This is a genomic window from Saccharothrix sp. DSM 118769 (assembly GCF_052936295.1).
The window spans coordinates 8,868,963-8,895,797 of sequence record NZ_CP193627.1 but is presented as its reverse complement, the minus strand read 5'-3'; the positions used below and the strand labels follow the sequence as shown (position 1 = coordinate 8,895,797).

Annotated in this window: 26 protein-coding genes; 15 read left to right on the top strand and 11 right to left on the bottom strand. The window is 75.6% G+C overall.

The genetic code is table 11. The features are described from left to right. A complete protein-coding gene (gene rfbD / locus ACRAKJ_RS37890) occupies positions 1-894 on the top strand; it encodes a dTDP-4-dehydrorhamnose reductase (RefSeq protein WP_438924509.1) in 894 nt (297 codons plus the stop codon). A gap of 75 nt (positions 895-969) precedes the next feature. Continuing rightward, the gene (locus tag ACRAKJ_RS37885; protein WP_438924510.1) at positions 970-1,596 is read left to right on the top strand and encodes a hypothetical protein; all 627 of its coding nucleotides are present in this window, start codon (positions 970-972) and stop codon (positions 1,594-1,596) included. Positions 1,597-1,599: 3 nt separating this feature from the next. On the opposite strand, the gene ACRAKJ_RS37880 is transcribed toward ACRAKJ_RS37885, so the two are convergent. The 5 genes from ACRAKJ_RS37880 to ACRAKJ_RS37860 form a co-directional block, all read right to left on the bottom strand. Then, entirely contained in the window at positions 1,600-2,055 is a 456-nt protein-coding gene (locus ACRAKJ_RS37880) for an Imm1 family immunity protein (protein ID WP_438924511.1), read from the bottom strand. Positions 2,056-2,366: 311 nt separating this feature from the next. Next, positions 2,367-3,452: a glycosyltransferase gene (locus ACRAKJ_RS37875; RefSeq protein WP_438924512.1), complete on the bottom strand. Its 1,086-nt coding sequence runs from the start codon at positions 3,450-3,452 to the stop codon at positions 2,367-2,369. Then, the gene (locus tag ACRAKJ_RS37870) at positions 3,445-5,955 is read right to left on the bottom strand and encodes a glycosyltransferase (protein WP_438924527.1); all 2,511 of its coding nucleotides are present in this window, start codon (positions 5,953-5,955) and stop codon (positions 3,445-3,447) included. The genes ACRAKJ_RS37875 and ACRAKJ_RS37870 overlap by 8 nt, the downstream gene beginning before the upstream one ends. Before the next feature lie 29 nt (positions 5,956-5,984). After that, positions 5,985-6,407: a CU044_2847 family protein gene (locus ACRAKJ_RS37865; protein WP_438924513.1), complete on the bottom strand. Its 423-nt coding sequence runs from the start codon at positions 6,405-6,407 to the stop codon at positions 5,985-5,987. 105 nt (positions 6,408-6,512) lie between these two features. Then, positions 6,513-7,433, bottom strand: a complete 921-nt coding sequence (locus ACRAKJ_RS37860) for a glycosyltransferase (RefSeq protein ID WP_438924514.1) — start codon at positions 7,431-7,433, stop codon at positions 6,513-6,515. A 20-nt stretch (positions 7,434-7,453) separates the two neighbouring features. Here ACRAKJ_RS37860 and ACRAKJ_RS37855 point away from each other — a divergent pair, with 20 nt between their 5' ends. The 4 genes from ACRAKJ_RS37855 (at position 7,454) to ACRAKJ_RS37840 (ending at position 11,064) form a co-directional block, all read left to right on the top strand. Further along, positions 7,454-8,488: a glycosyltransferase gene (locus tag ACRAKJ_RS37855; RefSeq protein WP_438924515.1), complete on the top strand. Its 1,035-nt coding sequence runs from the start codon at positions 7,454-7,456 to the stop codon at positions 8,486-8,488. A 79-nt stretch (positions 8,489-8,567) separates the two neighbouring features. Beyond that, positions 8,568-9,692, top strand: a complete 1,125-nt coding sequence (locus ACRAKJ_RS37850; RefSeq protein WP_438924528.1) for a glycosyltransferase — start codon at positions 8,568-8,570, stop codon at positions 9,690-9,692. Positions 9,693-9,758: 66 nt separating this feature from the next. Then, positions 9,759-10,202: a DUF4396 domain-containing protein gene (locus ACRAKJ_RS37845; RefSeq protein WP_438924516.1), complete on the top strand. Its 444-nt coding sequence runs from the start codon at positions 9,759-9,761 to the stop codon at positions 10,200-10,202. Between the two features lie 10 nt (positions 10,203-10,212). Next, a complete protein-coding gene (locus ACRAKJ_RS37840; RefSeq protein ID WP_438924517.1) occupies positions 10,213-11,064 on the top strand; it encodes a glycosyltransferase in 852 nt (283 codons plus the stop codon). Positions 11,065-11,424: 360 nt separating this feature from the next. Here the strand turns inward: ACRAKJ_RS37840 and ACRAKJ_RS37835 are convergent, their stop codons facing one another. Then, positions 11,425-11,817 carry a hypothetical protein gene (locus ACRAKJ_RS37835; protein ID WP_438924518.1) on the bottom strand — a complete coding sequence of 131 codons (393 nt, stop codon included), beginning with the start codon at positions 11,815-11,817 and terminating at the stop codon, positions 11,425-11,427. Between the two features lie 156 nt (positions 11,818-11,973). On the opposite strand from ACRAKJ_RS37835, the gene ACRAKJ_RS37830 reads away from it, so the two are divergent. Both ACRAKJ_RS37830 and ACRAKJ_RS37825 read left to right on the top strand, forming a co-directional pair. Then, on the top strand, positions 11,974-13,050 hold the full coding sequence (locus ACRAKJ_RS37830; RefSeq protein ID WP_438924519.1) for a sugar phosphate nucleotidyltransferase: 1,077 nt from the start codon (positions 11,974-11,976) through the stop codon (positions 13,048-13,050). Next, complete coding sequence (locus ACRAKJ_RS37825; RefSeq protein ID WP_438924520.1) at positions 13,043-13,930, top strand: DNA-3-methyladenine glycosylase family protein; 888 nt, start codon at positions 13,043-13,045, stop codon at positions 13,928-13,930. The genes ACRAKJ_RS37830 and ACRAKJ_RS37825 overlap by 8 nt, the downstream gene beginning before the upstream one ends. Positions 13,931-13,987: 57 nt before the next feature. Here ACRAKJ_RS37825 and ACRAKJ_RS37820 read toward each other — a convergent pair whose 3' ends face one another. The 4 genes from ACRAKJ_RS37820 to ACRAKJ_RS37805 are packed head-to-tail and all read right to left on the bottom strand — an operon-like array spanning position 13,988 to position 17,596. Continuing rightward, positions 13,988-14,536, bottom strand: a complete 549-nt coding sequence (locus ACRAKJ_RS37820; protein ID WP_438924521.1) for an NUDIX domain-containing protein — start codon at positions 14,534-14,536, stop codon at positions 13,988-13,990. Beyond that, a complete protein-coding gene (locus ACRAKJ_RS37815) occupies positions 14,533-15,861 on the bottom strand; it encodes a coenzyme F420-0:L-glutamate ligase (protein WP_438924522.1) in 1,329 nt (442 codons plus the stop codon). The genes ACRAKJ_RS37820 and ACRAKJ_RS37815 overlap by 4 nt, the downstream gene beginning before the upstream one ends. Next, on the bottom strand, positions 15,854-16,819 hold the full coding sequence (cofD, locus tag ACRAKJ_RS37810; RefSeq protein ID WP_438924523.1) for a 2-phospho-L-lactate transferase: 966 nt from the start codon (positions 16,817-16,819) through the stop codon (positions 15,854-15,856). Before cofD ends, ACRAKJ_RS37815 begins: the two co-directional genes overlap by 8 nt. Before the next feature lie 24 nt (positions 16,820-16,843). After that, complete coding sequence (locus tag ACRAKJ_RS37805) at positions 16,844-17,596, bottom strand: site-2 protease family protein (RefSeq protein ID WP_438924524.1); 753 nt, start codon at positions 17,594-17,596, stop codon at positions 16,844-16,846. Between the two features lie 271 nt (positions 17,597-17,867). Between ACRAKJ_RS37805 and ACRAKJ_RS37800 the strand changes: the two genes are divergently transcribed. Both ACRAKJ_RS37800 and ACRAKJ_RS37795 read left to right on the top strand, forming a co-directional pair. Further along, a complete protein-coding gene (locus ACRAKJ_RS37800; RefSeq protein WP_438924525.1) occupies positions 17,868-18,173 on the top strand; it encodes a WhiB family transcriptional regulator in 306 nt (101 codons plus the stop codon). A 130-nt stretch (positions 18,174-18,303) separates the two neighbouring features. Then, positions 18,304-21,603: a glycosyltransferase gene (locus ACRAKJ_RS37795; protein ID WP_447008819.1), complete on the top strand. Its 3,300-nt coding sequence runs from the start codon at positions 18,304-18,306 to the stop codon at positions 21,601-21,603. A 181-nt stretch (positions 21,604-21,784) separates the two neighbouring features. Here the strand turns inward: ACRAKJ_RS37795 and ACRAKJ_RS37790 are convergent, their stop codons facing one another. Next, positions 21,785-22,231: a metallopeptidase family protein gene (locus ACRAKJ_RS37790; protein WP_438924928.1), complete on the bottom strand. Its 447-nt coding sequence runs from the start codon at positions 22,229-22,231 to the stop codon at positions 21,785-21,787. A gap of 147 nt (positions 22,232-22,378) precedes the next feature. On the opposite strand from ACRAKJ_RS37790, the gene ACRAKJ_RS37785 reads away from it, so the two are divergent. From ACRAKJ_RS37785 to manA, 5 genes are all read left to right on the top strand, one after another. Next, positions 22,379-22,735, top strand: a complete 357-nt coding sequence (locus ACRAKJ_RS37785) for a DUF3499 domain-containing protein (RefSeq protein ID WP_438924913.1) — start codon at positions 22,379-22,381, stop codon at positions 22,733-22,735. A 229-nt stretch (positions 22,736-22,964) separates the two neighbouring features. Then, positions 22,965-24,317 carry a phosphomannomutase/phosphoglucomutase gene (locus tag ACRAKJ_RS37780; RefSeq protein ID WP_438924929.1) on the top strand — a complete coding sequence of 451 codons (1,353 nt, stop codon included), beginning with the start codon at positions 22,965-22,967 and terminating at the stop codon, positions 24,315-24,317. 5 nt (positions 24,318-24,322) lie between these two features. Continuing rightward, the gene (locus ACRAKJ_RS37775) at positions 24,323-24,520 is read left to right on the top strand and encodes a Trm112 family protein (RefSeq protein ID WP_438924930.1); all 198 of its coding nucleotides are present in this window, start codon (positions 24,323-24,325) and stop codon (positions 24,518-24,520) included. 4 nt (positions 24,521-24,524) lie between these two features. Then, the gene (locus ACRAKJ_RS37770; RefSeq protein ID WP_438924914.1) at positions 24,525-25,601 is read left to right on the top strand and encodes an SIS domain-containing protein; all 1,077 of its coding nucleotides are present in this window, start codon (positions 24,525-24,527) and stop codon (positions 25,599-25,601) included. A gap of 11 nt (positions 25,602-25,612) precedes the next feature. Then, positions 25,613-26,824, top strand: a complete 1,212-nt coding sequence (manA, locus tag ACRAKJ_RS37765; RefSeq protein WP_438924915.1) for a mannose-6-phosphate isomerase, class I — start codon at positions 25,613-25,615, stop codon at positions 26,822-26,824. The last annotated feature ends 11 nt before the right edge of the window (positions 26,825-26,835 follow it).

The following is a 26,835-nucleotide window of genomic DNA, read 5'->3' as shown; positions in this document are numbered from 1 at the left end:
GTGGCGCTCGCACTCCTGGTGCCCGGTGGCCGCGGCCAGCTCGGGCAGGACGTCGTGGCCGCCGCGCCGGCGGACGGCCTCGTGCACGCGCCGTCGTCGGCCGAGCTGGACATCACCGACGCGCGGGCCGTGTCCGACGCGGTCGCGGTCTTCGCGGCGACGGCGCGCGACTCGGGCCTGAGCCCGGTGGTCGTGAACTGCGCCGCGTACACGGCGGTCGACGCGGCCGAGACCGACGAGGACCGGGCGCTGGCGGTCAACGCCACCGGCCCCGGCCTGCTGGCCGAGCACTGCCGCGCGCATGACGTGCCGCTGCTGCACGTGTCGACCGACTACGTGTTCCCCGGCGACGGCGCGCGGCCGTACGAGCCGTCCGACGAGACCGGGCCGCGTTCGGCGTACGGGCGCACGAAGCTCGCGGGCGAGCAGCGCGTGCTGGCGGCGTGGGACCGGGCGTGGGTCGTGCGCACCGCGTGGGTCTACGGCGCGCACGGGCCGAACTTCGTGAAGACCATGGCGCGCCTTGCGGGCGAGCGCGACGCGCTGTCCGTCGTGGACGACCAGGTCGGGTCGCCGACGTGGTCGCTGGACCTCGCGCGGGGCCTCGTGGCGCTGGCGGGGCTGGTGGCCGGGGGCGGGACGCCGGCGCGCGTGCTGCACGCGACCGGCGGCGGCGAGACGACGTGGTGCGGGTTCGCGCGGGCGGTGTTCGCCGAGCTGGGCCTGGACCCGGAGCGGGTGCGGCCGTGCTCGACCGCCGACTTCCCGCGCCCGGCCCCGCGCCCGGCGTACTCGGTGCTGTCCGGCAAGTCGTGGGAGGAGGCCGGCCTGCCGCCGCTGCGGTCCTGGCAGGAGGCCCTGGCGGAGGCCGTGGCGACGAAGGCCGTGCCCTAGGGCCGGTCGCGGTTCCCGGACCGGCCGTCGTGGCGCCCCCGTGCCCGGCGGCCGGTCCTGGGCTTCGATGGCCGCGTGGAGACCGTCACGCTCGCCGACCGCCCCGACCTCGCCGACGCGGTGTTCGCCGTGCCCTACCCGCCGGGCGCGGCGAGGTTCGTGTCGGGCGTCCTGGCCGCGTCGCTGGTGACGCGGCGGCGGCCGGCGGCGCGGTGGCCGCACCTGGTCGTGGCGCTGCTGGACGGCGGCGAGCCGGTCGCGCGGGGCGTGCTGGTCCCGTACTCGGGGCGGGGGCTGTCGGCCCGGGTGCCGGCCGGGATGCGGCGGGCGGTGTCGGCGACCGGGTACGACTCGTTCCTGGTGCCGCTGCGGCCACCGGACAAGGCCGCCGAGCCCGACGTGCCGATGGGCGACTACGCGGCGCGCACGCGGGAGGACGGGCTGCCCGCCGACCGGTGGCTGCGCACGCACGTGCGGGCCGGCGGGGTGGTGGAGGGCGTGGCGCGGTGCTCGTCGAGCGTGGTGGCGCCGTTGGCGGTGTGGCGGGACTGGACCGGCCTGCCGTTCGACCGGGACGGCGACGTGCGCGTGCCCGGCGGGTTGGCCCCGGTGCGCGTGTCGGTCGCGCACGACGTCGCGGTCTACGTGGAGGCCGACGTCCGGCTGCGCCACCCCGCCGACGGCGCGACCGGGGCCGGGTGACGCCTACGCCTCCTGCCACTCCACGCAGGACGGGCGGCGGGCCGTGGCCAGGAAGTCCTTCAGGGCGGCGGCCAGGACCTCCACCGGGACGCCCGCGCCCGCCGGGTAGTCCACCAGCTCGGAGCGCAGCCCGGGGGAGCCCGCCTCGCCCTTCAACGTCGAGTAGTCGTGCTCCGGGTCCGCGTACGTGAGGTAGCCGAACCCGCCGTCGACGGCCACCGCCACGTCGTGGTCGGGGATCTCCGCCGCGCCCGGCGCGCCGAGCAGCCCCTCGGTGTCGGTGATCGGGTCGCGGTCGGCGTGCTCGACCACGGCCGGGCCGGCGCCGGGGTCGGCGAGGCGGGCCAGGAGCACGTCGACGTCCTCCGGCGTGCTGACGGTCAGCTCGTCGGCGGCCTCGGGGTCGCCGGAGGAGGGGTCGGTGGGGTCGGAGATCGGCCAGACAGCCGTGAAGCTCATGCCCGGCATCATCGCAGCGGATGCGCTCGGTGACCGCGTGAGGGGTGAGGTTGGGCCGTTGGGGTGTTACCGGCCTCCCGCACTGGTTCCGCGTTCGGCCGGTGGGGGATTCTTGCCCTCATGCCCGAGCTCTCGACAGGTGCGGTCGCGCCTCGCCAGGACAGCGAGCGCCAGCGGTTCCTGCGCCGCGTGTGCGCCGTGACCGGTTCACGGCAGGTGTCGTGGAGCGTCCTCAGCTCCCCGGACCGGCCCGCCCGAACCCCGTAGGCCCGCCCGAACCCCGTCCCGTAGGCCGGCCCGCATCCCGTAGGTCAGCGGCCGGCCGCGCGGCGGTACGCCTCGACCGTCCTCAGCGCCGTCCTGCGCCACGTGAACCCGGCCGCGTGCGTGCGCCGGGCGGTGGCCTCGGCCGGTGTCGGCGGCGCCTCGGCGGCGGCGCCCATCGCCTGCGCCAGCGCCTCGACGTCGCCGACCGGCACGTGCACCGCGTGCCCGCCGGCCACCTCGCGCAGCGCCGGCACGTCCGTGCACACCACGGGCACGTTGCAGGCCAGCGCCTCCAGCACCGGCAGCCCGAAGCCCTCGTCGCGCGACGGCAGCACGAGCGCCGCCGCCCCCGCCACCACGCTGCGCAGGTCGACGTCGCTCAGGTACCCGGTGCGCAGCACCCGGCCGTCCGCCGACCGCGCGCCCGGCCCGGCCAGCACGAGCGGCGGCAGGGAGGGGCGCGCCGAGTGGGCCGCCACCAGCGTGCCCAGGCCCTTGCGGGGACCGCCCGCGCCGACGAACAGCAGGTACTCCGACGGCAGGCCGAGCCGGGCGCGCAGCTCGGGCGACGGCGGCCGGGCGGCGAACCAGGCCGGGTCCACGCCGAGCGGCGTCACGACGATCTTCGACTCGGGCACGCCCAGCCGCTCCTCCACCACCGACGCAACCGCTTGCGTGGGCGTGCACACCACGTCGGCGCGGGCCGCGGAGCGCCGCACCAGCTCCGGCAGCCGCCGGTCGGACGGGGGCAGGTCGCCGGGCGAGTCGAGGAACGCCAGGTCGTGCACGGTCGCCACGCCGCCGGCCCGGATCGCGGGCGGCAGCACGAAGTTCGTGCCGTGCACCACGTCGGTCGGCCCGGCCAGGAACTCCACCGGCGGGAACGGCGCGCGCAGCCAGAACTGCCGCAGCAGCCGCGCCGACACGGGCAGGCCCCGCGCCACCACGTCGTGCGGCAGCACGGTCCGCAGCGCCCGCCAGCCGCGCAGCGTGAACGCCACGGCCCGCACGTCGACCTCGTCGAGCATCGACGCCAGCTCCTCGGCCAGCGCCGCCGTGTAGCGGCCGATGCCGGTCCGGTGCCCGAGCAGCGGGGTGCCGTCGATCAGCACCTTGAGCGGCCTAGCCACGGCGGAGCTTCTTCAGCACGCGGCCGGAGGCGCGGCGGGCGACCTCGCGCGGCCCGCCCGCGGTGAGGTACTCGCGCACCAGCTGCACGTCCCGCTGCACCTTGTCCAGCTTGCCCAGCGGCCGGTTGCGCACCATCGGCGACGCGCCGGGCAGCCGGTCGGCGGCGGGCCGCGGGCTGCGGCAGAACTCCACCAGCGGCGCCAGCGCGTTGTCCCAGGTGAACCGCTCCCGCACGACGGCGATCCGCTCGGCGCACGCCGCCGCGAACGCCTCGTCGTGGAGCACCTTCTCCAGCGCGTCGGCCAGCGCGTCGGCGTCCTCGGACGGCACGACCACGCCCAGCCCCTCGCGGCGCACCAGGTCGGCGAACGAGTCGCCGTCCGTGGTGACGATCGGCAGCCCCGCCCACAGGTAGTCGAGGACGCGGGTGCGGAAGGCGAACGTCGTCTCGACGTGCTCGAAGTGCGTGGTGACGCCCGCGTCCGCGTCGAGCAGCCAGTTCTGCCGGTCCTGGTAGGGGACCCAGGTCTCGTTGAAGAACACGTGCGAGCCGGTCAGGCCCAGCCGCGCGGCCAGGGCGCGGGTCCGCGCGCCGATGTCCATGTCGGGCACCTCGGGGTTCGGGTGCTTCATGCCGAGGAACACCAGCCGCACGTCCGCGTGCCGCGCCCGCAGCCGGTCGATCGCGGTGACCAGCGTCAGCGGGTCGAACCAGCTGTAGACGCCGCCCGCCCACAGCACGACCTTGTCCCCCTCGGGGAGGCCGAGGGCGGCGCGCAGCCCCGGCCCGGTGCGCTGCGGGGGCTTGCCCGGCAGGCCGAACGGGACCTCGGCGAGCAGCGACCGCGTCGTCGGGTCGTTGTCGTACAGCGACGGGGTGAGGCGGCCGATGGCGGTCAGGTGGCCGAGCCAGAAGTGCCGCTGCCGCTCGGAGGCGCACAGGAAGAAGTCGCCGCGCCGCATCTGGTTGTCGATGATCCGGGTGACGCCCACCAGGTCCAGCTCGCGCTGCTCGTCGGTGGAGTCCTTGCCCTGTTCGAGCAGCTCCAGGTGCATCGGGTCGTAGACGTCGCAGACGACGATCTTGGTGTTGCCGGGTTCCTTGAGGAAGCCCAGGTGCTCCAGCACGTGCCCCTGGAGCACGATCACGTCCGCCCACCCGGCGTGCTCGACCAGCTCGCGCGGCGCGGCGCGGACCACCGGGAACGGCGCCTCGGGCGGTTCGCACAGCGCGTTGGTCGTGACCAGCCGCACCTCGTGCTCGCCGGCCAGCACGTCGGCCATGTTCCACGCGCGGATCGCCGGGCCGGCCATCCGGTCGGCGATCGCGTCGCCGGTGATCACCAGCACGCGCCGGGGCCGGCCGAAGACCTCCTCCAGCCCGAACACCTCGACCAGCACGTCGTGCGCGGCCAGGTAGCGGGGCAGCGGGTAGGCGGGCTCCATCGCCTTGCGCATCAGCGGCAGCAGGTCGGCGTCGGTCAGCCGGCGCGCGGCCTGCTCGACCTCCCGCGACGCGGCCAGCGACGGCAGCAGCTCCACGAACTGGTCGATCGCGAGGAACCCGGCCAGCGCCTGCCGCGGCACCGGCACGGGCGCGAGGTCGTCCGCCGGGTCGGCGGGGCGGCGGGTGATCTCCAGCTGGCCCGCGTCCAGCTCGCCGCGCGCGGTGGCCCGGCGGACCACCAGGGCGAGCGCGGCCGGCAGCACCTTGGCCAGCGTCTCGTCGGAGAAGTTCTTGTAGAGCGCGGCGAGGGCGTTGCGCTCCAGCAGGAACAGCTCGCGGCTGCTGTCGATCCCCGCCATCGACGCGTGGTGCTTGTGGTAGGTCAGGGACTTCGGCTCGTAGCGCACCCGCCAGCCGCGCAGGTTCATCCGCCAGCCGAGGTCCACGTCCTCGTAGAACATGAAGAAGCGCTCGTCGAAGCCGCCCAGCTCGCGGAACACCGAGGTGCGGACCACGAGCGCCGAGCCGGTGCCGAACAGCACGTCGCGGGGCGTGTCGTGGGTGCCGTCGTCGGGCTGCCCGGCGTGCCGCTTGTAGCCCATGCCGAACCAGGTGAGGCCGCCGTCGACGAAGTCCACGTCCCGGCCCTCCCAGTCGAGGACCTTCGACGCGACCGCGCCCACGGCGGGTTCGGCGCGCAGCACCCGCAGCGCCTCGCGCAGCCAGTCGCGGTGCGGGCGGGCGTCGTTGTTGAGGAACGCGACGACCGAGCCGCGGGCGTGCTCCACGCCGAGGTTGCAGCCGCCCGCGAACCCGAGGTTGGCGGGCGCCTCGACGACCTCCGCGGCGGGCACGGCGGCCCGGATGCGCTCCGCGCCGCCGTCGCCCGAGGCGTTGTCGACCACGACCACCTGGAGCTTGTCGGCCGGGTGGTCGAGTTCCCCGAACAGCGCGCGCAGGCAGGTCGTGGTGTCGTCGGCGCCGCGGTAGTTCACCACGACGACCGTCACGTCAGGCAGGCTGTTCCCGTGCTCCACGGCCTCACTCTGCCTCATCACGCTCCGCAGCGTGAGGTGGCGGTGCCCTACGCGGTGCCCTGCGCGCCGTCCGCCGGTCCCGGCCCGCCGTCCGCCTGCCCGACCCCGCCGCCCACCTGCTTCGACTCGCCGTCCTCGGGCGGCGGCGCGGCGTCGAGGCCGTCCCGGTGCCACTCGACGGTGATCTTGATGTGCGCCTCGGCGGACGACCTGGCGATGCCGAACGCACCGCTCACCCCGGCCTTGAGCCCGATCTCCACGGCCACCTTGTCGGGGCGCGGCGACGGCATGTCGCCGATCCTCGCGGCGACGGACCGGGCGACCTGCCGGGCCCGCTCGACGCCCTGCTCCAGGGTCTCCTCGACCCGGTCCCAGCGCCGCCCGGCCCGCACCGGGCCGTCGTGGTCCTCGTCCAGCTCGAACGGCACCAGCCCGCCGTCCTCGGTGCGCACCTCGACGTACTCGGCCACGCCGGTCCTCCCTCTCCCTCGACGACCTGCCCGCGACTACCCGCCCTCGGCGACCTGTCCACGACTACCCGCCCGCGGCTGCCTGCCGCGATTACCCGCCCGCGATTACCTGCCCGCCCACTCGCGCCACACCGCGCGCCGGGGCACCACCGCGCGCCGGCCGATCCGGACCCGGTCCACCAGCGCGGCGGGCAGCCGGACCAGCACCTCCAGCAGCACCCGGACGCGCAGGCCGACGCGGAAGTTCCCCGCGTCCGGCGCGTTCCGCGCGAACGGCAGCCTCGCGGTGATCGCGGCGAAGCGGGCGGTCTCCCGCAGCGCGACGGCGAGCGGGGCGCAGCGCAGGAGCATCAGCAGCCGGTTGCGCTCGTTCCAGCGGTGGAACGGGCGGGAGCCCGGTTCGGTGCTCGCGCCGTGCCGGTGCCGGACCCGCGCCGGGCCGACGGACAGCACGCGGTGGCCGCCCAGCCGCAGCCGCCACGCCGTGTCGGTGTCCTCGTAGTAGCAGAAGAAGCCCGCCGGGACGCCGCCCGCGCGGGCGAGGGCGGCCGTGCGCACCAGCGCCGCGCCGCCGCAGAAGCCGAACACCTCGCGGCCCGCGAGCACCAGGTCCGCGCCGTGGCCGTCGGCGGTCAGCCGGACGCCGACCGACTGGGTGGAGCCGTCCGCGAGCACCATCGACGAGGTCGCGGCGGCGGCGCCGGGGTCGGCGTCCAGGGCGTCCTCGAGCGCGGCGAGCCAGCCGTCGTCGGGTTCCGCGTCGTCGTTGAGCCAGGCCACGTACTCGGTGGTCACGTCCGGCAGCACGGCCGCCAGGCCGCCCGCGTAGCCGACGTTGCGCGGCAGCCGGACGTGCTCCGGCGCGCTGGGGTGCGACCGCACCAGGTCGGCCGTGCCGTCGTCGGAGGCGTTGTCCACCACCACCGCCCGGTGCGGGCGCTGGCGGGCGAGGGCGTCGAGGCACGCGGTGACGTGCCCGCGACCGCGCCACGTCACCACGACCACCGTCGTGCTGGGGGTCGACACGGCGTGAGACGGTACGCGACGTGCCGAACCTGGTGGTGCTGACCGAGCAGTTGCTGGCCCCCGTGCCCGGCGGGACGGGCCGGTACACCCGCGAGCTGGCCGCCGCCCTGGCCGCGACCGCGCCCGCCGGCTGGACCGTCACCGGTGCCGTGAGCAGGCACGCGGACGTGTCGGCGGCCGTCGTGCCCGGTGTCGCCGGCCCGCGCGTGCTGCCGCTGCCCCGGCGGGCGCTGGTCGCGGCGTGGGAGCGGGGGGTGCCCTACTGGCCGGGCGGCGACTCGGTGCACGCCTTCACCCCGTTCGCGCCGCCGCGCGGGCGGGTCGTGGTGACCGTGCACGACACCGTGCCGTGGACCCACCCGTCGACGCTGACCCCGCGCGGCGTGGCGTGGCACCGGCGTGCCATCGGGCGGGCGGTGGCGCGGGCGGGGGCCGTCGTCGTGCCGACCGCGACCGTCGCCGGGGAGCTGCGCCGGTACGCGCCGGGTCCCGCGCCCGTGCACGTCGTCGGCAACGGCGTCACGCGCTTCCCCGACGAGGAGGCCGTGCCCCTCCCGCCGCGGTACGTGCTGGCGATCGGCACGGTCGAGCCGCGCAAGGGCTTCGACCTGCTCACGGCCGCGACGGCCGAGCTGGGCGTGCCGCTGGTCGTCGTCGGGCCGCCGGGGTGGGGCGGGGTGGACCTGCGCGCGCCGCACGTCCACCTCCTCGGGCGGCTGAGCGACGCGCGGCTCGCGTTCGTCCTGCGGCGGGCGGCGGTGCTGGCCGCGCCGAGCCTCGCCGAGGGCTTCGGGCTGCCCGTCGTGGAGGCCATGGCCGCCGGGGTGCCCGTGGTCCACTCGGACGCGCCCGCGCTGGTCGAGGTGGCGGGCGGGGCGGGCGTGGAGGTGGCGCGCGGTGACCGGTCCGCGCTGGCCGCCGGGCTGCGCTCCGTGCTGTTCGACACAGCGCTGGCGGAGCGCCTGAGCGCCGCCGGTCGCACCCGTGCCGAGGCTTTCACCTGGGAGAACGCCGCCCGCGCGGTGTGGGGCGTGCACCTGCGGCTGTGTCGTTGACGAACCGTTTACGCCATTCCCGGTCAGCCCGCCCGTCGACCGCCGTACCCTTCACCGCGTGTCACCCGTCGAACCCAGCGTGCTGATCGACGCCACCGCCGTTCCGGCTGACCGAGGTGGCGTCGGGCGGTACGTGGACTCCCTGGTGGCCGCGCTGGACGCCGACGGTGCTCGGCTCAGCGTGGTGTGCCAACCCCGAGACGCCCAGCTCTACACGACCCTCGCGCCGCGGTCGCGCGTCGTGGCCGCCGTCGACTCGGTCGCCACCCGCACCGCCCGGCTGACCTGGGAGCAGACCACGCTGCCGCGGATCGCCGCCCGGCTCGGCGTGGACGTCGTGCACTCGCCGCACTACACGCTGCCGCTGGCCAACCGCACCGCGTCGGTCGTGACGCTGCACGACGCGACGTTCTTCACCGACGCCGTGCTGCACTCGTCGGTCAAGGCCAGGTTCTTCCGGGCCTGGACGAGGGCCGCGCTGAAGCGCGCCTCGCTGTGCGTCGTGCCGTCCCGGGCCACCGCCGACGAGCTGGCCCGCGTGGCCGGCGCCGACCGGCGCGCCCTGCACATCGCCCAGCACGGCGTGGAGACCGACCGGTTCCACCCGCCGACCGCCGCCGAGGTGGCCGAGGTGCGGCGGATGCTGTCGCTGGGGGACACCCCGTACGTGGCGTTCCTCGGGGCGCTGGAGCCGCGCAAGAACGTGCCGGCGCTGATCCGCGGGTTCGCGCAGGCGTGCCGGGACCGCGCCCGACCGCCCGCCCTGGTGCTCGCCGGGCAGCCCGGCTGGGACAGCCAGGTGGAGCGGGCGCTGGACGCCGTGCCGCACCGCATCCGGGTGATCCGGGCCGGCTACCTGCCGTTCCCGTCGCTGGCCGGGTTCCTGGGCGGGGCGGAGCTGGTGGCCTACCCGTCGCTGGGCGAGGGCTTCGGGCTGCCGGTGCTGGAGGCCATGGCCAGCGGGGCGTGCGTGCTGACCACGCGCCGGTTGAGCCTGCCCGAGGTGGGCGGCGACGCGGTCGCGTACTGCGGGGTGGGCGCGGGCGACATCGCCGCCGCGCTCGGCGAGCTGCTGGACGACCCGGCCCGGCGGGACGCCCTCGGCGCCGCCGCCCTCGTGCGGGCGAAGGACTTCGCCTGGTCCACGTCGGCCGCCCGGCACCGCCTGGCCTACGAGCGCGCCGCCCGCGCCCACCGCCGCTGACCGACCCCGTCCCATCCCTCGTTCGCCCTTGCCTTTTACATACCCCCTAGGGGTATATTCGGCGGTATGAGGACATCCTGGTCAACGGCGGTCTCGGCCACCCTGCACTGCCTCACCGGCTGCGCCATCGGCGAGGTGCTCGGCATGGTCGTCGGCACCGCGCTCGGCCTGCCGAACTGGGGCACGGTGGTGCTCGCGGTCGTGCTGGCGTTCTTCTTCGGCTACGCGCTCACCCTGCGCGGCGTGCTGCGCGGCGGCCTCGCGTTCGGCGCGGCCCTGAAGGTGGCGCTGGCCGCCGACACCGCGTCGATCGCGGTCATGGAGGTCATCGACAACGCGATCATGGTCGCCGTGCCCGGCGCGATGGCGGCCGGCGTGTCGAGCCCCCTGTTCTGGGGCGCGCTGGCGTTCTCGCTCGCGGTCGCGTTCGTGCTGACCGTGCCCGTCAACCGGTGGCTCATCTCGCGGGGCAAGGGGCACGCCGTCGTGCACCGCGCGCACCACCACTAGGGTGGCCGGCGTGACGCGCTACGGAGACGGCCTGGCGGTGGTGACCGTCACCTACTCGCCCGGTGACACCCTGGACACGTTCCTGTCCACGCTGTCGGAGGCGACCACCCGGCCCGTGTCGGTGGTCCTCGCCGACAACGGGTCGACCGACGGCGTCCCCGAGCGCGCGGCGGACGAGCACGAGCACGTGACGTTCCTGCCGACCGGCGGCAACCCCGGCTACGGCGCCGCCGCCAACCTGGGCGTGCGGTCCCTGCCGGACTCGGTCGGCTGGGTCGCGGTCGCCAACCCCGACCTGTCGTGGGGCGTGGGCAGCCTCGACGCGCTCCTGGAGGCCACCAAGCGCTGGCCCCGCGGCGGCGCGTTCGGCCCGCTCATCCGCGAACCGTCCGGTGCCGTCTACCCCTCGGCACGCCTCCTGCCGTCCCTCGGTCGGGGCCTGGGGCACGCCGTCTTCGCCCACGTGTGGCCCGGCAACCCGTGGTCGAAGGCGTACCGGCAGGCGGCGGCGTCGCTGGAGGAGCGGACGGCCGGCTGGCTGTCCGGCTCGTGCCTGCTGCTGCGCCGGGAGGCGTTCGACTCGGTCGACGGCTTCGACCCGAGGTACTTCATGTACTTCGAGGACGTCGACCTGGGCGACCGCGTCACCCGCGCCGGTTGGCTCAACGTCTACGTGCCCGAGGCCGAGGTGGTGCACATCGGCGGTCACTCGACGAAGCGCGCCTCGTCCCGCATGCTGGCCGCCCACCACTCCAGCGCCTACCGCTACCTGTCGGACCGCCACAGGGGTCTCCTGTGGGCCCCGGTCATGCTGGCCGTGCGCGCCGGCCTGTCGTTGCGCCTGAAGCTGATGACCCGCTAGCCCGTTCCGGGTACGCGCCTCCAATTTCAGGGGCGATGCTCGAACCGGCCATCAGACCATCAAAAAGAATTGTTCAACAATCCTCATGGGGCTGACCGCAAGGAAGCCGTGCAACATTCGCAAAGGTGATGAGAGCGCGTCCATGGCATGAATGCGCCAGCCTTGCCGAACCGTTCGGCAACAGCCCTCACCAGCGACGCGACCACGCCAACGCCGTGAAATGGCCGACCTCGCGAGACTTCGGTCGCCGCTCGGGCGTCGCTCGGGCGTTGTCGGGCGCTGCCCGGTCACCGCTTGGCCCGTCGCCCCGTCGCCGCTTGGTCTGTCGCCTGGTCGCCGCTCGGTCTGTCACTCCGCCGCTCAGTCGCCGCTCAACCGCTGTGTCATCCCCGGCTGCTGCGGCGGACCGCCCGACAGCCGCTGCGACAGCGACGGCCGCGACACCGGCACCTGCTGCACCGTCGGCACCGGACCGGGGGCCACGCGCAGCTCCTGCTCGGGCTCCGGCGGCGCGGCGGGCGACATCGGGGGCTGCATCGGGGGCGGGGCGGGGCGGCCCGCGGCCACGTGCGCGGCCAGGACCATGGTCGAGTCCGGGTCCGCGCGGGGGTCCAGGGCGTTGACCATGCTGCGCGGGATCTGCTGGGTGGCCGACGAGTCCATCGGCGACGTCATGTTGTCCGGCGTCACGACGTGCATGCCGCGGGCACGAGCACGGGCGAGCGCCGCGTCGGCCCGAGCGCGGGGGTCCATCCGGATCTCTCCTGCGTGCTGTGGGCCGGCGGTGAACGCCGGCGGTGCCGGAACGGTGGGTGCGCCTCCGACCCGGACCACCGCCCGTGCCGTCGAGGTGCTCGTGCCAGAGTATTCGCAACTCAGGGTGGAAGTAAGCGGAGGAGGAAAAACGGCATGTCGGAGCTGCAAGGCGCCGAGGCAGTGGTTCTGGTCGGGGGCAAGGGAACCCGGCTGCGGCCCCTGACCCTGTCCGCCCCCAAGCCCATGCTGCCGACGGCCGGGGTGCCCTTCCTCACCCACCTGCTGTCGCGCATCAGGGAAGCCGGGATCACCCACGTGGTGCTCGGCACGTCGTACAAGGCCGAGGTGTTCGAGGAGCACTTCGGCGACGGGTCGGCGCTCGGCCTGGAGCTGGAGTACGTGGTCGAGGAGGTGCCCCTGGACACCGCGGGCGCGATCCGCAACGTGGCCCACAAGCTGCGCGAACGCGACGTGATGGTGTTCAACGGCGACATCCTCTCCGGGGTGGACCTGCGCGGTGTGCTGGACACGCACCGCACCTCCGGGGCGGACGTGACGCTGCACCTGGTCCGGGTCGACGACCCGCGCCGGTTCGGGTGCGTGCCCACGGACGCCGACGGGCGCGTCACCGCGTTCCTGGAGAAGACCGAGAACCCGCCGACCGACCAGATCAACGCGGGCTGCTACGTGTTCCGGCGCGAGGTGGTCGAGGCCATCCCCGCGGGTCGGCCGGTGTCGGTGGAGCGCGAGACGTTCCCCGGGCTGCTGGCCGCCGGCGCGCGGGTGCAGGGCCACGTGGACGCGTCGTACTGGCTCGACCTGGGCACGCCCGCCGCGTTCGTGCAGGGCTCGGCGGACCTGGTGCGGGGGATCGCGCCGACCGCCGCGCTGTCCGCCACGGGCGAGGCGGTGCTGCTGCCGGGCGCCGCGGTCGACGAGTCGGCGGTCGTCCGGGGCGGCACCACGGTCGGCGCGGGCTGCACGGTCGCGGCGAGCGCGGTCGTGGACGGCGCGGTGCTGTTCGACGGGGCCGTGGTCGGCGAGGGCGCGCGCGTGGAGCGCAGCGTGCTGGGCGCGAACGCCCTGGTGCAGGCCGGCGCGGTGGTCGTGGACTCGGTGATCGGCGACGGCGCGGTGGTGGGCGCGCGGTGCGAGCTGGTCGGCGGGGCGCGGGTGTGGCCGGGCGTCGTGCTGCCCGAGGCGGGGATCAGGTTCTCCGCGGATGCCTAGGACGTGGTCGCCGCCGTTCCCGCTCGACCTCGGCACCGTGCTGGGGCCGTTGCGGCGCGGGCCGGGCGACCCGTCGTTCCGGGCCGACGCCGGGGTGTGGCTGACCGCCACCACCCCGGCGGGTCCGGGCACCCTGCACGTCCGGCGCGGTGACGCGGTGGAGGCCGACGCGTGGGGTCCCGGCGCGGACTGGCTGCTGGACGGCCTGCCGGCCCTGCTGGGCGCGTCGGACGACGACTCGGCGTTCGAGTGCCACCACCCGCTGGTCGCGGAGGTCCGCCGCCGGCGCCCCGGGATCAGGCTGTCGGCGACGGGCCGCGTGTGGGACGCCCTGCTGCCCGCGGTCCTGGAGCAGAAGGTGACCGGCACCGAGGCCCACCGCTCGTACCGCGAGCTGTGCCTGCGCTTCGGCACGCCCGCGCCCGGTCCCCGGCCGGACCTGCGGGTCCCGCCGACCCCGCGCGCGGTCCTGTCGATCACCGACTGGGAGTGGCACCGGGCGGGCGTGGACGGCGCGCGCCGCCGCACCCTCGTCGCGGCGGCGCAGGTCGCCCACCGGCTGGAGGGCGCGTGCGGCCTGGGCGGCGAGGCCGGGCGGGCGCTGCTGCGCAAGGTGCCGGGCATCGGGGTGTGGACGGCGGCCGAGGTGGCGCAGCGCGCGTGGGGCGACGCGGACGCCGTCAGCTTCGGCGACTTCCACCTCGCGGGCCTGGTCGGCTGGGCCCTGCTCGGCCGCCGCATCGACGACGACGCCATGGCCGCCGAACTGGCCGCGTACGCGCCGCAGCGGCAGCGGGCGGTCCGCTACGTCCTCGCGGCGGGCCTCGGCAAACCCCGCTTCGGCCCCCGCTTCAGCCCGCGCGACCACCGCGCCGTGTGACCTGGCCCGACCCGCCGAGGCCCGACCCCGGCGCGACTCGGCCCGTGCACCCGGTCCCTAGCGCAACCGCGCCAGGGCCGCCTCGATCATCGGGAACAGGTCGTCCACGTTCGCGGGCATCGAGTCGAGCGGCCACCACTGGAGGTCGACAGACTCGGCGCTGCGCCGCGGCCGGGCCCCGACCGGGGCGCGGACCAGGTAGCGGACGTCGAAGTGGCGCGTCGGCTTGCCCAGCGAGCACGTGATCGGGTGCACGTCGAGGTGGATCGGCGTCGGCTCGACGCGCAGGCCCCGGATGCCCGACTCCTCGGTCGCCTCGCGCAGCGCGGCCCCGGCCAGGGTCTCGTCGGTCGGCTCGCAGTGCCCGCCCAGCTGGAGCCAGCGGCCCACCCGGGGGTGCAGGGTGAGCAGGGTCGCGTCGGCCGTCGCGTTCAGCACGAGCGCCGACGCGGTGACGTGCCCCGGCTCGCACGAGCGCAGGCAGCCGTCCTCCCGGGCGGCGAGGAAACCGAGGTACGCCTGCCGCAGCGACTCCTGGGTCCGGTCGGCGGGACGCCACCCGGTCAACGTCGCCACGGCGTCCGCGTGCAGGTCACCGGTGCTCACAGCTCCACGAACCCCTTCAGCTCACGGGGCGCGCGCGGGGTCAGCTCGACCTCCGGCACGCCGACCGCCACCGCGCCCAGCGGTTCCCAGGACCCCGGCAGGTCCAGCGCGGCGCGCACCACGTCCGGGCAGAAGATCGTCGACGACACCCAGCACGACCCCAGGCCCTCGGCCGCCAGCGCGACCAGCAGGCCCTGCACGGCCGCGCCGCCGGCGACGGTGAACATCGTCCGCTCGGCCGACGCGCGCCGCTCGTCCGGGTAGTCGTGCGCGCCCTCGCGCACCAGGAACGGCAGCACGACCTCCGGCGCGTCCCGCAGGAAGTCGCCGCGGGCCGTGCGGCGGGCGACGGCCTCCTCGGACAGCCCGTCACCGCGCAGGTCGGCCTCCCAGCGCTCGCGCATCGCGTCCAGCAGCGCCGCGCGCCGCGCCGTCAGCCGCACGAACCGCACCGGCCGCGTGTGGTGCGGCGCGGGCGCGGTCAGGGCGGCGGCCACGGCCCGTCGAAGCGCTTCGACGTCCACCGGCTCCGCCGCGAACGAGCGCACGGAGCGGCGCAGCAGGACCGCCTCGGCACGCCCCTGCGCCACGGCCTCGGCGGTGCCCAGCCGGAACAGGTCGTCCTCGACCGGGCGGGCCAGGTCGCGCGCGGACGAGCCGTCGTCGACGTAGGACAGGCCGCGCACCACGGCCACCGGCACCGCGCCGAGCTTGCCCTTGACCAGGTCGGCCGCCGCCGCGATCTCGTCGGCCACCGCCACCTCGGTCACCACCAGCGCGTTGCCCTGGCCGTCGACCGACCCGGCGTACCGGTGCAGCACGCTCAGCCCGGACGCGCCGATCGCCGCGTCGGTCTGCCCGACCCGCCACGCCCGGCCCATCGTGTCGGTCACCACGACCGCCACGGACACGCCCAGCAGCTCCCGCAGCGCCGCCCGCAGCGCGCCGGCCGACCCGTCCGGGTCCACCGGCAGCAGCGCGATCTCGTCACCGGCCACGTTGGACGCGTCCACCCCGGACGCCGCCTGCACGACGCCCAGCTTGTTCTCGGTGATCAGCGTCCGGCCGCGCCGCGCGAGCACGCGCACGGCCTCCGCGCGCACCCACTCCCGGCGCACGGCGTCGCGCTCCTCGGGGTCGGTCGGCACCGGCACCAGCCGACCTTCCACTTTGGACAGCACCTTCGAGGTGACGACGACCACGTCGCCGTCGGCCAGCCACGGCGCGGCCGACGCCAGCGCCGCCGCCAGGTCGTCACCGGGCCGGAACTCCGGCAGCCCGGTCACCGGCAGGACGGTCAGCGAGGGCGAGGCGTGGTCAGCCAAGCTCGACACCCACCAGGTCCAGCGCGGCCTTCGCCATGGCGGCGGTCTCGTCCACACCGGACATCAGCAGCGGCACGGCGCGCACCGCCACGCCCGGCACGTCGCAGCGGTCGCCGGTGTGCACGAGCCAGCCGTCGAGCACGCCCCGGTCGGTCGTCTTGCGCGAGCCGTAGTGGCGGCCGACCGCCTCGGCGGAGGTCTCCACGCCGATCGCGGCCAGGCACGCGTCGGCCATCCCGCGCAGCGGCTTGCCGCCGATGATCGGGGAGAGGCCCACCACGCCGGCCTCCGTCTTGCGCAGCGCGTCCCGCACCCCCGGCACGGCCAGGATCGTGCCGACGCTCACCACCGGGTTCGACGGCGCGATCAGCACCGCGTCCGCCTCCAGCAGCGCGTCGACCACCCCCGGCCCGGGGGTCGCGGTCCCCGCGCCCACCGAGGCGAACGACTTCGCCGGCAGCGCGGCCCGGTGCCGCACCCACCACTCCTGGAAGTGGATCGCCTTCTCCGCGCCGTCGAGGTCCACGACGACGTGCGTCTCGACCCGGTCGTCGGACATGGGCAGCAGCCGCACGCCCGGCTCCCAGCGGTGGCACAGCGCCTCGGTCACCGCCGACAGCGGGTACCCGGCGCGCAGCATCCGCGTGCGCACGAGGTGCGTGGCCACGTCCCGGTCGCCCAGCCCGAACCACGTCGGGTCCGCGCCGTACGCCGCCAGCTCCTCCTTCACCGCCCAGGTCTCGCCCGCCCGGCCCCAGCCGCGCTCGGCGTCGATCCCGCCACCCAGGGTGTACATGCAGGTGTCCAGGTCGGGGCAGATCCGCAACCCGTGCATCCACACGTCGTCACCGGTGTTCACCACCGCGGTGATCTCGTGCCCCGGACCGGCCAGGAGGCTCTTGAGCCCCACCAGGAACCGCGCCCCGCCAACCCCGCCCACCAGTACGACGACCTTCACGGGACGCCATCCTCCCACCGGGGCTCAGCGCCAGAACAGGAAGGTGCCCTGGCCGTACCCGGCGAGCGACTGGTGCCCGCCGACCAGCTCGAACACCGCGTACGAGGCGTCGAAGAACAGCCGGGCGATGGTCGGGAAGCCGATCAGCACCGCGAACAGCACGAACGGGGCCCACTGCCGGGCCTTCGCGCCGAACTGCCGCGCCGAGTACGACATGTACGGCTCGATCGCGCCCCAGCCGTCCAGGCCCGGGATCGGCAGGATGTTCAGCACGAACGCGAGCACCTGGAGCAGCGCCAGGTAGGACAGGGCGGCGGCCAGGCCCAGCGGCGGCGAGAACAGCAGCACCGACATCGCCAGCAGGAAGCCCAGCACCAGGTTCGACAACGGCCCGGCCAGCGACACCATCGACTCGACGCGCTTGTCGCGCAGCGCGTGGTGGTTGATCCACACCGCGCCGCCGGGCAGCGGGATGCCGCCGAACGCCAGCAGCACCAGCGGCAGCACGATGCTCAGCACCGGGTCGGTGTAGCGGCGGATGTCCAGCGTCAGGTAGCCCTTGGCCTGCACGGCGTGGTCGCCGCCCCGGTACGCCACGATCGCGTGACCGAACTCGTGCAGGCACAGCGACACCGCCCAGCCGGCCAGCACGAACAGGACCGTGCCGCCGACCAGCGCGGCCCGCGACTCCTCGAACAGGGTCAGCACGGCGCCCACCACCGTCGCCGCGAGCAGGCTGAGGAACAGTGGACTCGGTCGCACCGCTGATCGCTTCACCCCACCAGTGTGGCCTCCCGGGCGCGCCCGCCGACAGGTCGGTCGTTGGGCCGTTCGCGCCCGGCGTGTCGCGCGCCACGCCGGGCCAATCACCGTCTGTGCAGCCAGTCAAGGCTTTTGCGGCCATCCGCGCGAATATCCCCCGTCCTGTGGACTCGGCTTGACCGGGTGTTGTGACACAGGTGTAATCACATCGGTGTCATTCGTCGTTGTGGGGACGGCGAGTGGTGTCCGCCAACCGGGGAGAGCGGAAGGCGAGGAGGCGGACTGGATGCAGGAATTCGACGGGGGTCGCATCGTGGGCGGGGACGTCCCGGCACAGGAGCCGGTCGTGCTCGGCGCGTTCGACGCGACCGATGAGCAGGATTGGCAGGAGCGCGCCCTGTGCGCGCAGACGGACCCCGAGGCGTTCTTCCCCGAGAAGGGCGGCTCCACCAGGGAGGCCAAGCGCATCTGCCTCGGCTGCGAGGTGCGCTCCGAGTGCCTGGAGTACGCGCTGCAGCACGACGAGCGGTTCGGCATCTGGGGCGGCCTGTCCGAGCGCGAGCGGAGGAAGCTCAAGAAGCGCGCCGTGTGAGCGCGTGAACCGGGTGCGCGGCCCGCGGCGTCGTCAGGCCGCGTGATCGTGCCGCGTCGAACCCCCCGGGTCCGGCCTGGCTTACCGTGGGCGTCCCACGGCGTAGTCGGAACGGATCGAGGAGCGGCACTTGACGAGCGGGGCTGCTCCACGGCTGCGCACCGCACCCGTGCTGGCGGTGCTGGTGTGCCACGACGGCGACCGGTGGCTGGGCACGGCGCTGTCCGCGCTGCGCCGGCAACGACCCCGTCCCCGGCACGTGATCGCGGTCGACACGGGGTCCGTGGACGGCACCGCGAAGCTCCTCGCCGACGCCGCCGAAGGTACCGATCGGGTGATAGACGGCGTGCTGACGCTGCCGCGCGGCACCGGGTTCGGCGAGGCCGTGCACGCCGCCGTGGAGCACGCCGTGCAGCGGTGGGGCGACCCCGGCTCGTGGGTGTGGCTGCTGCACGACGACTGCGCGCCCGAACCCGACTGCCTGTCCTCGCTGCTGACCGCGGCCGAGGTGTCGCCGTCGGCCGCCCTGCTCGGCCCGCTGGCCCTGGACTGGGCCGACCCGCGCCTGGTCGTGGAGGCGGGCGTGTCCGCGGACTCCTCCGGGCACCGGCAGACCGGCATCGGCGGCGCGGAACCGGTCGGGACCTTCGAGACCGCGTTCTTCGAGCAGAGCACCGAGGCGCTGGCCGTGCCCTCCGCCGGGTCGCTGGTCCGCCGCTCGGTGTGGGAGTCGCTCGGCGGCTACGACCGGGCGCTGCCCCTGCTGGGCGACGACGTCGACTTCGGGTGGCGCGTCAACCTCGCCGGCCACCTGGTGCTGTCCGTCCCGGTGGCGCGGGTGCGGCACGCGCGCGCCCTCGGCCGCGGCGAACGGCGGCTGGACGCGGCGGCGGCCCGCCCGGGACCCGCCTACCGGGGCGTCGACCGGGCGCACGGCCTGCGCGCGTTCCTGGTCAACTGCGGCGCGGCGTCGTTCTGGCTCGGCCTGCCCCGCCTCGCCGTGCTCGCGGTCCTGCGCGCCCTCGGGTTCGTCCTGCTGCGGCGGTTCGCCGACGCGCACGCCGAGGTCGGCGCGCTGCGCTACCTGCTGAGCGGGCGCGCCCGGCTGCTCGCGGGCCGGCGCGCGCGGCCGGTGCGCGGCGTGGTGCGCGGGCTGTTCACCAGCCGGGTGACGCGGTTGCGCAACGCCGCCCGCACCGCGTCGGCTCACCTGATCAGGCGACGCGTCGAGGCCGACCTGGCGCTCGGCAGGCTGCCCGACGACGGCCGGTCGCCCGCGTGGTCGCCGCCGTCCGCCGCGCAGCGCCCGGCGGTCGGACCGGCGGCGCTGCCCGCGGGCGTGCTGTCGCGGCGGCGGCCGGTGCGCGCCACGGGCGGCCTGCGGCGGCCGGCGGTGGTGGTGCCGGTGGCCGAGCGGACGGCCCCCGGGGCGTTGCGCCCCTCACCGCGCCCGCGCCCCTCGCCGGTGCCGCGCGGGACCACCGCCCCCGTGCCCGGGATCGTGTTCGTCGAGGTCGACCGGGCGCGCGTGCTGCGGTCCGTCGTCCTCGGCCCGCCGCTGCTGCTGGTGCTCGGCCTCACCCTCTTCGGCCTGCTGGCCAACGCGTCCCGCCTCGGCCTCGACCTCTCGGGCGGGCGGCTGCTGCCGGTCGGCGACCTGGCCGCGACGTGGTCGACCTACCTGGCCGCCTGGCACCCGGTGGCGGGCGGCACGACCGCGCCCGCGCCCGCGGCGCTCGCCGTCCTCGGCGTGCTGGGGGTGTTCGTCGGCTCACCGGCCGGGCTGGTCGCCGTGCTGTTCGTCGCGGACGCCCCGCTGGCCGGCCTGGCCGCCTACGCCGCGACCCGGCGGGTGCCCGCGCGGCGGCCCGTGCGCGCCCTCGTGGCCGCCGGGTACGCCCTGCTGCCGGCCGCCACGTCCGCGGTCAGCCAGGGCCGGCTCGACGTGGTCGTGGTGCACCTGCTGGTGCCGGTGGTGTTCGCCGGGGTGGTGTCGGTGCTGCGCGGCGGCGCCGGCGCGGCCTGGCTGCCGGTGGCCTCCGGGACGGCGCTCGCGGTCGCCGCGCTGGGCGCGTTCTCGCCGCTCGTGCACGGCCTGGTGGCGCTGGGCGCGCTGGTCGGGTTCGTCGTGGTGCCCGGCCGGGCGGGCGACGGCCGGCGGCGGGTGGCCTCGCTGTTCGTGGTCGTGCTGCTGCCGATGGCGCTGCTGCTGCCGTGGCCCGCCGTGGTGCTCCAGAACCCGTCGGTCGTGCTGCACGGCGTGGGCGCGTTCGCGGAGACCCCGGTGTCCGGGCTGCTCGACCTGGTGGCGCTGCGGCCGGGCGGGACGGGCGCGCTGCCGTTCGCCGGGTTCGCGGTGGTCGCGTTCGCCCTGTTCGCGCTCGCCGCGCGGCCGAACCGGTCGATGCTCGCCGGGCTCGCGGTCGTCGTGCTCGGCGGGTTCGCGGTGATCGTGCTGCGGACGGTGCCGATCACGCCGCTGCCCGGCGGGCCCGCCCAGCCCGGCTGGACCGGCGCCGCGCTCGTGGTCGTCGGGTGGGGGCTGCTGCACGTCGTGCTGTCGGCGTTCCGGCGGGACGCGGCGGCCGTGCCGTTCGCGCGGGTCGTGTCCGCGGTGGGCGTGGTGGCGGTCGTCGGCCTGGCGGTGTCCGGGTTCGCCGGCCTGCGCACCGGCGCGCTGACCGACGACGCGGCCCGGCTGCCGTCGACGGTGGAGCGGGAGCTGCCGCGCACCGGCCGGTCCGTGCTGGTCCTCGGCACGCCGACGCGGCTCGTGGCGGGCCGGCTGCCCGCGTTCGGGGACGACGACCTCGTGCCCGTGGCCGCCGCCCCGGCCCGGCTGGCGCGGTGGTCGCGCGACCTGACCGGCGGTGACGCCGCCACCGCCCGGACCGCCCTCGCCCAGGCCGCGGCGTCCGGGGTGGCGTTCGTCGTCCTGCCCGACCCGGCCGCGGCACGGCGGCTGCGCGACGCCGCGGGCGACCTGGTGGCCGTCACGCCCGCGATGACCGACGGGCGGCCCGTGCTGCGCGTGCAGCCGGCGGCGGGCAACGCCGTGCTGCTGTCCCCGGAGCTGGCCCGGCGCGCCCGCACCGGCGGCGACCCGCCCGTGGAGCTGGGCGCGCCCGGCCTCGCGCCCGTCGAGGCCGGGCCGCCCGAGGTGGGCGTGCGGGTGTCCGAGGGGCCCGAGGGCAGGCTCCTGGTGCTGGCGGCCGAGGAGGAACCGGGCTGGCGGGCCACCGTGGACGGTCGCGAGGTGGCGACCGTGCGGGCGTGGGGGCACCTGGTGGGCGTGACCCTGCCGACGACGGCGTCCGAGGTGCGCGTGGAGGTCTCGACGACCCTGCGCGAGTTCCTCCTGGTCCTCCAGGCCGCCGCGGCCCTCTTCACCCTCCTGACCGCCATCCCCCCGTCCCGCCGCCGCCCCTGACCGCGAGAGTCCAACCTCCGGGCCCCGAGAGTCCAACGCCCAGGACCCCTGAGTTCTGCGTTCGGGACTCACACCGTTAGGCGTGGATGAAGAACTCACCGGGTCCGAGCGTTGGACTCTCGAGGCCTGGGCGTTGGACTCTCGGGGCCTGAGCGTTGGACTCTCGCGGGTGGGCTTTGGGTTATTCGCCGTCGATCACGTCGGGGTCCAGGCCCAGGTAGTTCGCGACCTGCTCCACGAGGACGTCGTGCACCAGGTCGGACAGGTCCGCGCCGTCCTTCGCGCGCGCCTCCAGCGGTCGCCGGTACAGCACGATGCGGGCACGGCGGTCGGCGCCGGCCGGGATCAGCCGGGCCAGCGGGACGTTGCCGTCCTCGACCACGTCGCCGTCGTCGCCGTTGGGCGCCACGTCGGGCACGTCGTCGACCGCCACGTCCAACTGGGTCAGCTCGGTGCGCCACCGCGCCTCGATCGGTTCCAGCGCCTCCAGCACCAGCGCGTCGAACCGCTCGGCACGGCTGCGCGCCGCCGGCAGCGTGGCCGGGTACAGCGGACCGCGCAACCCCCGGCCGTGCCGGTCGCGGTTGCGCCGCCGCGGAGCGCCCTGCCGCCGTGAACCCCGAGCCATCACCACGGGACAAGGGTAGTTGTCGGCCGCTCGGCCCCGTGCGGGTGCCTCCGCGACCAGGCAACTTGCCGAAGTCCGGACCCCTCCCGAGCGCCGCGCCGGAGGTAATCCAACACACCTCGCGCGGGACGCGATATCGTCCCCGCCGTGCGGAGCGTGAGACGGTGCTCGCGAACCGGGTGCGCTAACCCGGCAGTCGCCACGCTCACGTACGCCTATGCGGACTCCACGGCGGTCGTCGGACCCCTCGCGACCTACTCGGAACCGCACTCGTACGACCTCTGCGAGGAGCACGCGCTGCGCCTCACCGCGCCCCGCGGCTGGGAGGTCGTGCGGCACCAGGGCGAGTTCCGGGCGCCGGAGCCGACCGTCGACGACCTGACCGCGCTGGCGGAGGCCGTGCGCGAGGCGGGGCGCACCCCCGCGGTCGAGGTCCCCGAGGTGCCCGCGGGCACGATCAGGCGCGGCCACCTCCGCGTCCTGCCCGACCCGCGCGAGGACTGAACGGCCCGCCCGAGGACTGAACGGCCCGCCCGAGGACTGAACGGCCCGCGCGGACCGAACGGCCCCTCGCGAGGTCTGAACGGCCCCTCGCCGACCGCACGGAGACCGCGCGGAGAGCGGCCGGGCCCGTCACGAAGTCCGAACGACCGGATGACCGGACGCGGCGCGCGCCCGTGCGCCGGTAGGCTCCTGAGGGCAGTGTCAAGAGCCGAATATCGGGAGTGTGGCCGTGCGCGATCTGTCCGGCATCGTCAAGGCTTACGACATCCGCGGTGTCGTCGGGGAACAGCTCGACGAGGGTGTCGTGCGCGACTTCGGCGCGGCCTTCGCGCGCCTGGTCGGCGGTCCCGCCGTGGTGATCGGCCACGACATGCGCGACTCGTCCCCGGGGCTGGCCGCCGCGTTCGCCGAGGGCGTCACGGCCCAGGGCGTCGACGTGGTCAGCATCGGCCTGGCCAGCACCGACATGCTGTACTTCGCCTCCGGCAAGCTCGACCTGCCCGGCGCGATGTTCACCGCGTCGCACAACCCGGCCAAGTACAACGGCATCAAGCTGTGCCGCGCGGGCGCCGCGCCGGTCGGCCAGGACAGCGGCCTGGCGCAGGTCCGCCAGGACGCCGAGCAGGGCGTGCCGGACGCCGAGGGCGTCGCCAAGGGCGCCGTCACGCAGCGCGACATGCTCGTCGAGTACGCCGCCTACCTGCACCAGCTGGTCGACCTGAGCGCCAACCGGCGGCTGAAGGTCGTCGTGGACGCGGGCAACGGCATGGGCGGCTACACCGTGCCGAAGGTGTTCGAGGGCCTGCCGTTCGACGTCGTCCCGATGTACTTCGAGCTGGACGGCAGCTTCCCCAACCACGAGGCCAACCCGCTCGACCCGAAGAACATCGTCGACCTCCAGGCCAAGGTCCGCGAGGTCGGGGCCGACGCGGGCGTGGCGTTCGACGGCGACGCCGACCGCTGCTTCGTGGTCGACGAGCGCGGCGAGCCGGTGTCCCCGTCCGCGATCACCGCGCTGGTCGCGGTGCGCGAGCTGGCCAAGGCCCCGGGCGGCACGGTCATCCACAACCTGATCACCTCGCACGCGGTGCCGGAGATCGTGCGCGAGCACGGCGGCACGCCGGTGCGCACCCGCGTCGGCCACTCCTTCATCAAGGAGGAGATGGCCCGGACCGGGGCGATCTTCGGCGGCGAGCACTCCGCCCACTACTACTTCCGCGACTTCTGGCGCGCCGACACCGGCATGCTGGCCGCGCTGCACGTGCTGGCCGCGCTCGGCGAGCAGGCCGGTACGCTGTCCGACCTGACCAGCGCCTACTCGCGCTACGCCGCGTCCGGCGAGGTCAACTCGACGGTCGACGACCAGGCCGGCCGCCTGGCCGCCATCAAGGCCGAGTTCGGCGGCCGGGAGGGCGTGGAGCTCGACGAGCTCGACGGCCTCACGGTGAGCCTGCCCGACGGCTCGTGGTTCAACCTGCGCGCCTCCAACACCGAGCCGCTGCTGCGGCTCAACGTCGAAGCCGCCGACGCGGCCTCCGTCGCCGCCCTGCGCGACGAGGTCCTGGCGATCGTGAGGGGATGAGCGCCGTGGCAGTGCAACTCGACCCGCAGCTGCTGGAGATCCTGGCCTGCCCGTGCCCGGAGCACGCGCCGCTCGAAATCGGCACCGCGTCCGACCCGCGGGCGGACTACCTGACGTGCACGTCGTGCGGCCGGTCGTTCCCGGTCCGGGACGGCATCCCGGTGCTGCTGCTCGACGAGGCTGTCGAGCCGACGGCCGGGTGAGCACGTGCTCGACGACAGTCTCCTCGACGACCAGTCCCGCCTCGCCGACGCCGACACGGGCGGCCTGCTGCGCGCCGCCGCGCGCGCGGGCGCGCAGGTCAGGGCCGCCGCCGAGGTGGCGGACGAGCTAGGGGTCCGGCGCATCTTCACCGAACGGCCGCGGGCGCTGGTGCTGGTCGCCAGGCCCGGGGTCGGGCCGGCCGTCGCCGGGCTGGTGACGGCCCTGCTCGGGCCGCGCTGCCCGGTGCCGGTCGTCGTGTCCGACGACGTGCCGACGTGGGTGGGCGCGCTCGACGTGGTCCTCGCGCACACCGAGGACCCCGGTGACGTGCAGCTGGCCGAGTCGGTGGACCGGGTGGCCCGGCGCGGCGCGCGCGTGCTGCTGACCGCCGAGCCCGACGGCCCGGTGGCCGCCGCCGCGGCCCGGCACGCCGTGCTCGTCCCGCCGCGCGTGCCCGTGCCGCGGGGCCTCGGCTTCGCCCGCGCGTTCGCCGCGTGGCTGGTGGCGCTGGAGGCGCTGGGGCTGCTCGAAGCGGACGTGCACGCCATCGCCGACGAGCTGGACCGCGAGGCCGAGCGCTGCCACCCGCAGCACGAGTCGTTCGTGAACCCGGCGAAGACGCTGGCGCTGCGCGTGGCCGACCGCACCCCGCTGCTGTGGGGCCTGGACGACCTGGCCACGGCCGTCGCCGTGCACGGCGCGGGCATGCTCGCCGCGCACGCGGGCGTGGTCAGCGACGTGGCCGGCTATCCTCAGGCGTCGACCCGGTCGGCGCTGCACCGGAGGGCGGTGCGGGGCACGTCCGGCGCGGACATCTTCGCCGACCCGGACGACGAGCAGGACGGCCTGGTCCGGGTGATGCTGCTGGCCGTGCGCCGCGGCCCGCAGGCCGAGTTCACCCGCCGGGTCGCGATGGAGACCCTGTCGGGAGCCGACGTGCTGGAGCCGGCCGAGGAGGTCGGCGGCGGCGAGGCCGTGTGCGCCGCGCTGCTCGCGCTGCGGTTCGAGCTGGCCGCGCTGTACCTGGGCCTGGCGGCGGGGACGCTGGGTGGCCCGGGGCTGTACGCGCCGGCCGTGTGAGGGGATTGACTGTGGAACTGCTGCACAACGCCGTGCGCGCGTACGCGTGGGGTTCGCGCACCGCGATCGCCGAGATGCTCGGGCGCGAGGTGCCGGCGCCGCACCCCGAGGCCGAGCTGTGGATGGGCGCCCACCCGGGCGACCCGTCGCACGTGGTCGGCGCGGACGGCGTGCAGCGGTCCCTGCTGGACCTGCTCGCGGACGACCCGGACGGCCAGCTCGGCGCGCGCTGCGCCGACCGGTGGGGCAGCAGGCTGCCGTTCCTGCTCAAGGTGCTGGCCGCCGACGAGGCGCTGAGCCTCCAGGCGCACCCGTCGGCGGAGCAGGCGGCGCAGGGGTTCGCCGCCGAGGACGCGGCGGGCGTGCCGCTGGACTCGCCGGTCCGCAACTACAAGGACCCGTCGGCGAAGCCCGAGCTGGTCTGCGCGCTGACCGAGTTCCACGCGCTGGCCGGGTTCCGGGAGCCGGCGCGGACGGTGAAGCTGCTGCGCTCGCTCGACGCGCCCGACTTCGCGCCCTACACCGAGCTGCTGGCCGCCCAGCCCGACGCCGAGGGCCTGCGCGCCCTGTTCACCACGGTGATCACGCTGCCGCAGAACGCGCTGGACGTGCTGCTGCCGCAGGTGCTCGACGCGTGCGTGGCGCACGTGAAGGAGCACGGCGAGTTCGACCTGGAGTGCCGTACGGTCCTGGAGCTGGGGGAGGCGTACCCCGGTGACGCGGGCGTGCTGGCCGCGCTGCTGCTCAACCGGATCGTGCTCCAGCCCGGCGAGGCCATCTACCTGCCCGCCGGCAACCTGCACGCCTACCTGCACGGCACCGGCGTGGAGATCCTCGCGAACTCCGACAACGTGCTGCGCTGCGGCCTGACGCCCAAGCACGTCGACGTGCCCGAGCTGATGCGGGTGCTCGACTTCACGTGCGGCGACATGCCGGTGCAGACCGGTTCGCCGACCGCGCCCGGCCTGTGGACGTACCGGACGGCGTGCCCCGAGTTCGAGCTGTCCCGCGTCGAGGTGGACGACGGCGACGAGGTCCGGATCGACCACAGCGGACCGCAGATCCTCTTCTGCGCGCGCGGTGTGGCGAGGCTCACGTCCGGCTCGACGGTGCTGGAGCTGCGGCGGGGCCAGTCCGTGTGGCTGCCGGCCGCCGATCCGTCCGTCGTGGTGACCGCCGAGGTTCCCACCCGGCTTTTCCGGGCAACCCCCGGCGTTGAGTAGGGTCACCACGA